We start from the raw sequence: 12474 nt of genomic DNA, 5'->3' as shown, positions 1-12474 counted from the left end.
TTACTGATTTGCTTGTGTAGGATCGAGCAATTTTCTTAAGTTTTCACCAATGGTCTCAAACGTGCGCACCACGATAAGCAAAGCTACCCCGGGGAAAAAGGCCAACCACCAAAGATTTGATGATAAGTATCTCATCGATTCTGACAAAATAATACCGATCGCCGGTTCATGAGGCGATAATCCTAGCCCTAAAAATGTCACCGCCGCTTCATGCAAGATAATGTGCGGGAACATGAGCATAAATCCCACTAACAGCTGCGGGATAAGATGCGGGAGGATATGATTGGTCGCAATCCACCACCGCGATTTGCCCATTTGCTGCGAGACTTGCACGTAGTCCGCAGAGCGTATTTGCATGACCTCAGCTCGAATCACTCGTGCCAGACTTGGCCAGTGGGTCACCATCAAGCCTATCACAATGCCTTTAAAACCGCCGCCTAGCATAAATGAGATGAGGATGAGCGTCACCAGATGCGGCACACTCAAAAACAGATCAATAACCCACGTAATCACCCGATCACTCATCTTTCCCATGGTCGCCGCCGCCATACCTAGTACCAAGGCGATAAAAGCGCTGCCAACCGCGCCCAGCAACCCTACGCCAATACTTAGCCTTAAGCCCTTAATAGTGCGCGCAAACATATCGCGGCCCAGCCAATCGGTGCCAAACAGATGCTCAAGCGTTGGGGAGAGGTTACGATCAGTTAAATTGGTGGCAATTTTGCCTTCATCTATAACAATGCCACCAATTATGACACTGGTAAGAAATAAACTGGCGAGTATAATAATCAGCAGCGTGCGCTGTCTGAGATTGAGTCCAAAGCGTTTAAAGCGCTTATGGTTTTTATTGGTCATGTTGCTTGGTTTACTTTGGCTATTGGGGCTACTTGGCATCATAGCATTCTACTTTCCCTCGTCCTCGGGTCGACGATGTAATAAATCAGATCAGCCATTAAATTGCCTACAAAGACAAAGATCGTACTAAATAACACGATGCCCAATAAAAGTGGCACGTCCCCTCGCAGGCCGGCGTCTATTGTGGCTTTGCCAAGCCCCGGATAAGAAAACACTTGCTCGGCAAGAATAGCGCCGCCAAACAATTCACTAAATGCTGCGAACTGTAGAGTGACTGCTGGCAGAGCAATATTGCGCAGACCATGTCGCCAAAACAAAGAAAAACCTTTTTCACCGCGAGCCCTAGCAAATAAGACGTAGTCACTTGATAGCACCTCAATGAGCTTTTGACGGGTATGTAGTGCCACGTTCGCAACCCCTAGAATACTGAGTGTTAATGCCGGCAGTACAAGGTGCTTGACTCGATCTAAAAACATCACATCCTCCGCTAAAACCCCTGCTGGCACCCCTAAACCGATTGGGAACCAGCCAAGCCATACCGCAAAGATAATAAGCACTAGCAGTCCCATCCAAAAAGTAGGGGTGGAGGCTAGGGTATAGCAGTACCATTGAATAGTGCGATCAATCCATGTGCCATTTTTCATAGCGGCAACGACACCAAACACAAATCCCATCACCCCAGATAACGTCCATGCTACTATCATAAGCGCTAAGGAGCTTATAAATCGCTCACCGATAACCTCACTAACCGGACGCCGATAAATCATTGAGGTACCCAAATCGCCTTGCAGTACCGCCGCCGCCCAGTTCGTATACTGAACTAAAACAGGTTTATTAAGTCCCCAATATTCCGCTATTTGCTGACGCTGCTCAGGTCCTACATTTAGCATATCCGCGCCAATGTAAGCTTGCACAGGATCAATAGGGGAGTTCTTCATCAGGATAAATGAGATAAAGCTAATGGCAACCAGCAATGACGCCATTCTTAGGCCTTTGTACAAAAAAAAGCGTGCCGTTTCTCCCATATTTTTTTGCACATTACTTACTCCATGTCCAATCTACGATATTGTCGGTCGCAGGCCAACCATGTCCATGCACATGAATTCTTTGAGTGCCAATATCGAGATTGTCTTTCATCAGATATAAGTGATCAATATTAACCAGCCAAACCCAAGCCGCGTCACCTTTACCGCTAAGTCCTGTCGTTCCATCCCACTGCGCTTTTTTCCAATACTCAAGCGCTTCTTCTTCACTCTTGGCTTGCAGCGCTTGCTCAAAATAACGATCTACGCTTTTATTGCTGTAATAGCCAGTATTGTTATAATCAATGCCCGCGTTTTCACTGCCATAAATACTTACCATCTCATGAGGATTGTGGCTACCCCAGCCCATTAATACGGCGTCAGAATGCATTTTTTTGCCGATACTATCCCAGCTGCCACCCTCAATATTAATCTGAATGCCTAGAGGCTTTACCATATCAGCGACGGCAATGGCAAGGGATTGTCTAATCATATCGTTTGCCGGGTAATGCAGGGTAAATTCAGCTTTTAGTCCGTTCTTTTCAAGCACGCTGTCGCCATTGGTATCTTCCCAGCCGGCATCGGCGAGTATTTTACGAGCGCCATCCATGTTTGCATCATCAACCACGGTTTCTGGATTCCACCATGGCAAACCATCGACCGAGGTATAAGCCGGCGAACCATAGCCTTCTAACACCCCTTCGATTAACGCTTCACGGTCTACTGCAATATCGATAGCGTGACGAATCGCTGGATCAGCGGTGACGTCGTTGCCAATGGGCAAACCTTCTTCTGTCATTTTGCCTGACTTAACGTAAGGAAAGGCAATGCCGCGGTTATCAACCGTTTCGACTGATTCAAGCTTCATGCCAGGTACTTTTTGGTGACTAAAAGCGGCGGGCAGATAAGTAATATCAACCGTCCCTGCTTGCGCTGCTGCAAAGGCGGCGTCTTCATTTAAGAACACAAACGTTAACTTTTTAAAATAAGGGTGCTTGTCATAGTACTCAGGATTGGCCTCTACAATAAGCTGTTGCCCTTTATCCCACTGCACTAAGTGAAAAGGCCCTGAACCTAAAGGGTTCTCAGCATAATTGTCGTCATAAGCATGCTCAGGCACGATTCCCATCGCCACCAAACTATTCACAAACGTTGATTGCGGGTTTTTTAAGGTAAACTGAACTGTGGTTTCGTCAAGCGCTGCAACTTTTTCTAGGATGTTTAAATCAACCACTGACGCACTTTGCATCGCTTGCTCAAAAGTAAACTTAACGTCTTCAGCCGTTAAGGGTTCACCGTCGGCAAACTTGACGTCATCACGTAAATTTATCGTCCAAACTCTACCGTCCGCGCTTACTTCATAATCTGTCGCCAGATCACCCGCAATATTAAGGTCATCATCTCTTTTGAGTAAGGTGCTTTGAAATAAGGGTGACCCATAGCGTCCCCAACCTGTGATAGGGTCAAACCCTGCTTCTGGCTCTGAAGCAAACGCTAAGATAAGCTCATCTTTTGTCTCGTCAGCCGCTATATTATTACCGGTGCCTGTATTATTTGTCGGTGAGGAACAGCCTACTACTAACACGAGTAACAACGTCAATAATCCAAACATGCCAATAGACTTTCTATTCATGGGAGTACGCTCTTTTTAATAAAACGGTATTTGGAAAAACGTTTATTATTCGACACACAACTTATGCGACCAACTTATTTGAAAAGCAACTAAAACTTATTCAGCAGGGGCGATTGAAAAATCGCCATGACTCACACCCTTTAGCGTGGTCAACTTATGGCTAAGCTTTTGCACCGCTTCAACTTTCCCTTTAACCACGATAAGCTCAAGACAGTTTTCTTGACTGACATGAAAATGAGTGGTCGCTAGGATCAAATCATGGTGTTCATGCTGAATTCTAGTCATCTCCTCAACGAGTTTTCGCTGATCGTGATTGTAAAACAACAAAATACTACCAGCGATTACTTGTTCGCCGTCTTCATAAACATGCTGCATAATGGACTTGCGTACTAAATCACGGAACGCTTCAGAGCGATTGCTATAACCCTTTAGAGCAACCAACTTATCAAACTTCTTGAGCAAGCCTTCCTCCATAGAGACACCGAATCTTGTTAAGTTTGAATCTTGCATAGACACGTTTCCTATCTGGCTATTACTTAGATAGTAACACGTTAGTTAAAAAACGTGTCACGAGGTGAGCTAAAAAAAGCGTCATACAAAATATGACGCTATGACACTGTAAATTTTCTTTAAAAGGTAGATATTTTGATTATACAGTCTTCTTAGCTCTTTTTAAAATGAGCTGTACTAAAGAAACAATACACCTAAACCTGGCAAGCTCTCCAAGGTAAGGACTTTTTGATGGTATCTACATCTACATCAAATCCAATAACCTAGTCTAAATCAGAATTTAATGCGCCTCATCCCAATTCTCACCACTATCGGTTTCAACCAAAAGCGGTACGGCAAAATCAACCTCCCAGCCCATATCTTTAGCAGTATCAGTCAGTACATTTTGCATCGCATCAGTGATGAGCTTGGCCGTCTCATCAACCTTGTCGCTATCGACTTCAAACACCAATTCATCATGCACTTGCAAGAGCATTTTAGCTTGCTCTTTAGGCAATACTTTATCGACAGCGATCATGGCAAGCTTAATCAAATCCGCCGCTGAGCCTTGCAAAGGTGCGTTGATAGCCGCGCGTTCAGCTCCTTGTTTGACCATGCGGTTACTATGATTGATATCGGGAGTGTAGAGTTTACGACCGAGTATCGTTTCGATATAACCGCGCTCTACGGCGCTGGCACGGGTGTTGAGCATATATTGTTTAACGCCCGGATAGCGCTCAAAGTACATGTCGATATAGTCTTGCGCCTCGCCTCGGCTCATTTGCAATTGCTTGGCAAGCCCAAAGGCGCTCATACCGTAGAGCAGCCCGAAGTTAATGGCTTTGGCATTACGCCGTTCGGTAGCAGTGACGTCTTCAACGCTCTTACCCAATACTTCGGCAGCAGTAGCAGCATGAATGTCCAAACCTTCTTTAAAAGCTCGGGTTAAGTTGGCATCTCCTGAAAAATGCGCCATTAAACGCAGCTCAATCTGCGAGTAATCCGCTGCTAAAATAACGCGGCCTTCTGGTGCAATAAAGGCTTGACGAATCAGACGACCCGTTACTGTACGAATAGGGATATTTTGTAAGTTTGGATCAGTGGATGACAGTCTGCCAGTACTGGTCAGCGCTTGATGATAACTGGTATGCACGCGGTCCGTTTCGCTATCTGCTACCGCGTCAAGAGAGTCAGTATAAGTATTCTTTAATTTGGCAAGGCTGCGATACTCTAGGACAATATCGGCTAGGGGATGATCAACTTTTGAGAGTATGGCCTCGCCTGTAGAGTATTGACCAGACTTGGTTTTTTTGCCGCCGGGAACGCCTAGTTTATCAAATAGCATCTCGCCAAGCTGTTTGGGCGAGCCTAGGTTAAACTCCTCACCTGCGATGTCATAAGCCTGTTTTTCAAGCGCGATAATCTCCTCATCAAAGCGTTTGGACAGCTCATTTAAAAACGAGCGCTTGATCAAAATACCGTGCGCCTCCATTTGGCATAGTATCTGCGCGATAGGTATCTCAAGCTCAGTGAGCAGTCTAATATTATTCTCATCATCCGCTAAAGTTTCGCTAAAGACTTCAAACAACTGATAAGTGATGTCCGCATCTTCACATGCATAGTCGCTAGCAATCTCGATAGCGACTTGATCGAAACTCACTTGTTTAGCGCCTTTACCAGCAACGTCCTCATAACTGATGGTTTGAGTGTGCAGGTAATGGCGCGCCAAATCGTCCATGCCGTGACGAGTAATCGCCGCGTTAATCACATAGCTTGCCAGCATGGTATCCATTGCCCAGTTACTTAGAGTCTCATGTATAGCACCGATCAAATCAATATCGTAACGACTGAGAATATGAGCGTCGTATTTAAGATGCTGACCGATTTTACCAATCTTAGGGTTTTCTAAAAGGGGTTTAAGTTTGGTCAGTACCGTATCACGATCTAGTTGCTTAGCGGTTAGCTCATCACCTTCTAGCACATGAGTCAGCGGAATATAATAAGCTTCGTGCGCTTGCACAGCAAAAGACAGCCCGACGATTTCGGCCTCACGCCAATAAATGCTCGTGGTTTCAGTATCGATGACGAAATGCGGCGCAGCTGACAACTCTGCAATCAAGCTGTCCAAAGCCGCCTCATCAAAGATGGTATGCCACGCTTTATCACGGCTTTTGCTATCTTTAATATTGTCAATTTTGCTCGACTGTAAAGATTTGGCGACTTGCGCTTGCGATTCGGCGTTTGCTTGGCTATCTGCCACACTTGAGCTACCGTTTGCCGGATGATTGGGGTGATCTAAGGATGCTAGCTCGTTTTTAAACTCAAGCTCGCTGTATAGCGCGCGTAGCTCATCAATATGAGCGCAAGGGTCGGTATTGATCTTCAGATCTCTCCAATCTTGGCCGATAGCAAGATCAGTCACGATGGTCGCCAGCTGCGCATTCATAGGAATGTCATCGCTATACTCCACCAAGTTTTTACCCGCGCGGCCTTTGATATTAGCTACGTTTTCAAGCATCGTCGCAATGTTGCCGTATTCATTGAGCAAGTCTTTAGCGGTCTTTTTACCAATGCCAGGTACGCCTTTGATACCATCAGAGGAGTCGCCCATTAGGGTCAAAAAGTCGACCATCTGGTTAGGTTTGACGCCGAATTTTTCCACCACGCCTTGGCTATCAGTGATTTTGCCCGTAAAGCTGTCCTCTAATATTACGCAGTCATTAACCAGCTGCGCCATGTCTTTATCACCGGTTGAGATCACTACATGATGACCTTCAGCGACAGCGCGATGAGCAAGGGTGCCAATAATATCGTCAGCTTCTGCGCCTTCAATGCGTAGTAGGGGAATACCGAGGGCGGCTACTAATCGATGAATATAAGGAATTTGCTCGACCAGCTCGATATCGATGGGCGGACGATCGCCTTTGTAGTCGGAGGATAGATGATGACGAAAGGTGGGCGATTTAGTATCGAAACAAACTGCCATATGAGTTGGGTGATAACGGCGCATCAGTTTTAGTAGCGCGTTTAACGTCCCGCGTATCGCATTAGTCATTAGCCCTTGCGTGTTTTGCATAGTTTTTGGCAATGCATGATAAGTGCGAAACAGATAATACGAGCCATCGACTAGGATAAATGGCGGCTGCTCTTTGTCCACATGAGCGGTGTCCATGGTCGCTACATTGGGCATGGTATCGAAGTTTGGCAAAACATCAGGGTCAATAGGTGAGTGTGAGTTGTGATCGTTGTCGGTCATAAAGGTCACTTAGTAGTTGTTAAAAGTTATTAGCAGTTATCAGATAAAAGGATAGATAAAAAGATAACCTATTATAACGCTAAAAGTGACGCGTGCCGAATAGGGAGAGGTTAACGAATAAAAAAAGAACCCAGACCAGCTGAGTTCTTTTAATATACTTATCTATATTGAACAAACCAACACGTTATTTAACTTCTGAAGTCACTTCGATATCGATATTACCTTGGGTAGCTTTTGAATAAGGGCAAACTTCGTGCGCTTTTTCGACCAGTTTTTGGACATCATCAGCAGATAAGTCAGTACTATCAGCGATAACATGGATTTTCACCGCTAGTTTATAATCGTGGTTGTCACCTTGTAGCAAATCTACTGAGGTTTCAGTCGTTGAAGAAAAGCTGGCTTCTTCCATCTTTTTGACCACCCCTAAAGCACTATCAAAACAAGCAGCATAGCCCATTGCCAATAATTGCTCAGGGTTGTTACCTTCTTTATTGCCACCCGGAGGCGCCATATTGATCTCAAGATCACTGTCTTCTAGCTTAGCGGTACCCATACGACCACCAGTTACGGTTGCTTTGGTTGAATACAAGGTTTTCATAAACATATCCTTCGTTGTTAGTTTTACTTAAATTATTTTTTGCTTAAAGTTCTTAAAGAATACACTTATCTTTAATAACTTATTTTTTCGCGTAGCTTAGTTAGCATAGCAAACCTTCTACAGCACTTTACCTATTCGTGGTAAATGTATGCTATGAATTTGTAAGTGCTTACTTGTGAATGTGTAGCATACTCTGAGGTTTAATATTTTTTCGATTTATAGCAGTTAAGTTCCTGCCTATAACAAGCCTTATATATAAATAGTTGCCAAATCCTTATAAGATACTCGTATAAAGTTCAATTTTATGGTGCGAAAGACTAATAGCATTTTTGATAAAAAGGATATTTTGCTATGAAAAACTTGGTAATCACCCCTATAGTGTTGTCAATGGTGGCTATTGGCTTAGTAGGCTGTAATGATGAAGACAATGCTATCTTTGGTTCGATCAGTAGTAATGAATTTACGGTAACGCGCTTTGATAAAGGTATAGATCGTCAGGTAAGCACAGAAGCTGTTGCTCGTATTGATACCGAGTATAGTGATGGCGAGCGCGATATTGATGTAACCAATATTGTCGGAAGCTTTAATTCGCAAAATATTAATGATTTAGAACAATCGATAGTGCTATCAGATAATTTTGAGGGCACACTCGAAGATCGCTATATTAAGGTCAATGGCCGTACCGTCAGGCAACCTGTTTACGAGGTAAACAGTAGTAATAATTTCAATTATGAAACGACTTATAGAACACTGGACTTATCGGGAGTGAACGCTGGTAGCTATAGTCTGGGTAACAATCTTGGCGGCAGCCGAGGAATTTTGACTGATTTAAACAATTATCCGAATATTCCATTAAGTGTCGAGTTTCCAGTAGGTTCTGTGTGCTATATCCCTGTAACGACTAGCGCGCGCTCATTTTTTGTCTTTAATGATAAAGACAGAACTCGTTATGATGATCTTGAAGATTGGGTTGAGGCATCCGAAAATCGTTTTAGCGACAATAGAAATTTTAGTACTACTCGTCTAAATACAGGTATAAGTAACCAATTACAAACGGCGCAAGTTAAATTCTTCGCCTTTGATAATGAACCTGAATACATATTTAGAGGCGTCGATTATGACGACCGTATTTACGAGGCCAATTATATCGACACTAATGCTTCGCGGCCTAATGAGAACAGCAGTCGCGGTGTGGTAGATTGTACTTTAGTCAATGAGGTAGCGGCTGACTTTTTAGAAGAGCAAATCAGACGCTACTACCGCGATAGCAACTCCATACTATAACTGCTAACAAGCTTTAGCTATCGATTATAAGCTCAATTGTGGGCCGCTTGCCAAGCACCCATTGATCCTAAATAAATATCAAGATTTTTAAAGCCACGGCTCGCAAGCCACCCTGCAGCGACCGTAGCTCGTGCGCCGCTACCACACATCAGCGTATAATGGCGGTTTTTATCAAGCTTGCGCCACTGCTCATTGAGCTTGCCAACGTAGATGTGCTGAGATCCTTTGATAGAAACTTCAGCGCGTTCGTCAGCATCGCGAACGTCGAGTAGTATCCAGTCTTTAGCATCACTGTTAAGTCGTTCTTCTACCTCGCCAGTATCTACCATAGGCGTTTGCTGCATCTGCATGCCTTGCGCCGCAGCAGGAAGCAAGCCGACATAGCCACCTATGACATTATTAAGCGCGATCCGTACCAGATGCTCCATAGCGGTAGCCAGCTGTTCTTCATTGGATGCAATTAATGCAATGCTTTCTCCTTCAGAGATGAACCAGCCAGCAAAAGCAGATATCATATCTACTGGCAAGCTCATAGCATTGGGCAGATGACCAGCAGCGTAAGCCATTGGTTCACGAATATCGATTAAATGATCGGCATTACTGTTTTTGAGCTGCTCAAGGGATAGGTTACGCGGACGCATGACGCGCGGTGCCGCTTCACCGCCTTCCATATTGAGGCGCTCCATCAAGCGAAAATAAGGCGGCTGGTAATGGTTCTCGTTTACTTTGAAATCGATAAAGGCGTCACGATCTGCAATTTGCAGACGTGGATTGTTTACTCTCTCATGACCGACAGTAGAGAACTCACGCTCTGCCATCCCTGAGCCGCAGACTGAACCTGCACCGTGGGCAGGGTAAATTATCGCCTGATCTCCTAAAGCTAATATTTTTTGTAGCGAATCATAAAGTAGTCCCGCGACTTCCTCAAGCCGATCAGGATAAAAGTCGGTGCGACCTACATCACCGACAAATAAAGCATCGCCAGTGAATACGCCAACTGCCTTATCTGGATAAGCAGTATCGTATAGAGCAAAGCTAAGATGATCATCAGTGTGACCGGGCGTCTCTAGGACGCGGATCTCCAGCTGACCGATAGCGAAACAGTCACCTTCATGCGCCGTTTGCGCATAGACAATAGGCTTCTCTGGATTGGGACCATGTAGTACCTTGGCACCAGTTATCTCGGCTAAGATCGGCGCGCCAGAAACCAAGTCTTCATTGCGATGGGTCTCAAAAATATGAGTGATCTCAAGTCCTGCTGCACGTGCTTTGTCGACATAAATATCGCAGTCTCGACGCGGGTCAATGACCGCCGCTTGACCATCTGACCCTATCAAATAAGACAGGTGCGAGAGTCCGGGAGTTTTGATCTTTTCGAGTAGCATAAGCGTTTCCCTATTAATTATTATCAAAAATATATGATTCTAATATTAAAGTTTAGTATCAAAAAGGATATCAAGTAAGTCTTCTGTACAATGTACTTTATCATATATTATAAGTATAAATATTGTTCCAAGAGGCTAGTAAACGCAGTAAAAATAGCTTCTTAATCATAAAACCGCTATAATATGCGCACTAAAATTCATCCTATTTATCTATTAGTTTTCACTACCTTCTATTTATTCCTTCCAAAATTTAACGATAAGTTATTCATTATGAGCGCAGATTCTAAGTCTTCAGCTACCAAGCTGTCTCCCACTAAACTTGCCCGTGAGGTTGCCAAACGCCGCACCTTTGCTATTATCTCGCATCCTGATGCCGGTAAAACTACCATGACCGAAAAGCTGCTGTTGTGGGGCCAAGCCATTCAGGTGGCAGGCGAGGTCAAAGGCCGCAAAACCGATCGCCATGCTACCTCAGATTGGATGAGTATGGAGCAAGAACGCGGTATCTCTATTACCACCTCAGTCATGCAGTTTCCTTATCAGGATCACATTGTTAACTTGCTCGACACCCCAGGTCACGCGGACTTTAGCGAGGATACCTATCGCACCCTGACTGCCGTCGACAGCGCGCTGATGATGGTTGATGGCGCAAAAGGTGTGGAGGAGCGTACCATCAAGCTGATGGAGGTGTGCCGGATGCGTGATACGCCGATTATCTCCTTTGTCAATAAGCTCGATCGCCAGATTCGTGAGCCGCTAGATTTGCTCAGCGAGATCGAAGCGGTACTAAAAATCAAGTGTATTCCAGTCACTTGGCCTATCGGTATGGGTCAAGATTTCGTTGGTGTCTATCATCTGACTGAAAACAAAACCTACTTTTATGAAAAAGGTCATGGCGGCGAGATTACCGTCTCTGAGACCCGCGAAGGTTATGACTACCCCGATATACGTGAGCGTTTAGGGACGTTGATGTTTGCCGCCTTTGAAGAGTCGCTTGAATTGGTACAAATGGCGCTCGAGGACTTTAGTGTAGAAGAGTTTTTGGCAGGGGAGATGACGCCAGTACTATTCGGTACCGCTTTAGGTAATTTTGGCGTCAATATGGTGCTCGATACCTTGGTTAAGTATGCGCCGCCACCCAAAGAGCATCCCACTGAAGAGCGTGAAGTGGCCGCGACTGAGGCTGACTTTAGCGGCTTCGTGTTCAAGATTCAGGCCAATATGGATCCGCGTCATCGTGATCGTATAGCGTTCTTAAGAGTGTGCTCGGGTAAGTACGAAAAAGGCATGAAAATGAAGCATGTGCGCTTGGGTAAAGACGTACGTATCGCTGATGCGCTAACTTTTTTGGCAGGGGACCGTGAAGCGTTAGAAGAAGCTTATCCGGGCGATATTATCGGCCTGCATAATCATGGCACCATCTCTATCGGTGACAGCTTCACCGAAGGCGAGGCGCTGAACTTTACCGGCATTCCACACTTTGCACCTGAATTGTTTCGCCGCGTGGTGCTCAAAGATCCGCTCAAATCTAAAGCTTTGCAAAAAGGTCTGCAACAATTAAGTGAAGAGGGTGCAACACAGGTCTTTATGCCGCAAATTAATAATGACCTAATCTTAGGCGCAGTTGGAGTCTTGCAGTTCGAAGTCGTCGCGCATCGTCTCAAAGAAGAGTACAAAGTACAGTGCACCTTTGAGCCGGTCTCCATTGCTACGGTACGCTGGATTCACTGTGATGATGAGGTAGCTTTAACCAAGTTTAAACGTAAAGCCCATGATCAATTGTCTATTGATGGCGGCGGTTATCTAACTTATTTAGCGCCTAGCCGTGTTAACTTGCAGCTGATGCAGGAGCGCTATCCGGAGATCGAATTTAGTAATACGCGCGAGCATTGATTTATTATTCTTAAACCAGAAAAAAGGCACGCTTAGCGTGTCTTTTTTATTGAGTGGAA

The 12474-nt window shown here is 44.9% G+C and carries 9 protein-coding genes; 2 read left to right on the top strand and 7 right to left on the bottom strand.

All coding sequences use genetic code 11. The annotated features are described in order from the left end of the window. From ACR63N_RS12280 to ACR63N_RS12255, 6 genes are all read right to left on the bottom strand, one after another. The gene (locus tag ACR63N_RS12280) at positions 1-897 is read right to left on the bottom strand and encodes an ABC transporter permease (protein WP_367106587.1); all 897 of its coding nucleotides are present in this window, start codon (positions 895-897) and stop codon (positions 1-3) included. Next, positions 894-1892, bottom strand: a complete 999-nt coding sequence (locus ACR63N_RS12275; RefSeq protein WP_472782099.1) for an ABC transporter permease — start codon at positions 1890-1892, stop codon at positions 894-896. The genes ACR63N_RS12280 and ACR63N_RS12275 overlap by 4 nt, the downstream gene beginning before the upstream one ends. A gap of 1 nt (position 1893) precedes the next feature. After that, on the bottom strand, positions 1894-3510 hold the full coding sequence (locus ACR63N_RS12270) for an ABC transporter substrate-binding protein (RefSeq protein ID WP_367106589.1): 1617 nt from the start codon (positions 3508-3510) through the stop codon (positions 1894-1896). 96 nt (positions 3511-3606) lie between these two features. Further along, positions 3607-4020, bottom strand: coding sequence for a nickel-responsive transcriptional regulator NikR (gene nikR, locus ACR63N_RS12265; RefSeq protein WP_367106590.1), 414 nt, complete (start codon positions 4018-4020; stop codon positions 3607-3609). 280 nt (positions 4021-4300) lie between these two features. Further along, positions 4301-7255, bottom strand: a complete 2955-nt coding sequence (gene polA, locus ACR63N_RS12260; RefSeq protein WP_367106591.1) for a DNA polymerase I — start codon at positions 7253-7255, stop codon at positions 4301-4303. Between the two features lie 184 nt (positions 7256-7439). Beyond that, positions 7440-7853, bottom strand: a complete 414-nt coding sequence (locus ACR63N_RS12255; RefSeq protein ID WP_367104677.1) for an Ohr family peroxiredoxin — start codon at positions 7851-7853, stop codon at positions 7440-7442. 351 nt (positions 7854-8204) lie between these two features. On the opposite strand from ACR63N_RS12255, the gene ACR63N_RS12250 reads away from it, so the two are divergent. Further along, on the top strand, positions 8205-9137 hold the full coding sequence (locus tag ACR63N_RS12250; RefSeq protein ID WP_367106592.1) for a hypothetical protein: 933 nt from the start codon (positions 8205-8207) through the stop codon (positions 9135-9137). A gap of 32 nt (positions 9138-9169) precedes the next feature. Here ACR63N_RS12250 and ACR63N_RS12245 read toward each other — a convergent pair whose 3' ends face one another. Then, positions 9170-10522, bottom strand: coding sequence for an MBL fold metallo-hydrolase (locus ACR63N_RS12245; RefSeq protein ID WP_367106593.1), 1353 nt, complete (start codon positions 10520-10522; stop codon positions 9170-9172). Between the two features lie 270 nt (positions 10523-10792). On the opposite strand from ACR63N_RS12245, the gene ACR63N_RS12240 reads away from it, so the two are divergent. Next, positions 10793-12415, top strand: a complete 1623-nt coding sequence (locus ACR63N_RS12240) for a peptide chain release factor 3 (protein WP_367110794.1) — start codon at positions 10793-10795, stop codon at positions 12413-12415. The last annotated feature ends 59 nt before the right edge of the window (positions 12416-12474 follow it).

The sequence above is a fragment of the Psychrobacter sp. M4 genome (assembly GCF_055699795.1).
The sequence above is the reverse complement of the archived record's forward strand: the minus strand, read 5'-3'. Positions and strand labels throughout refer to the sequence as shown.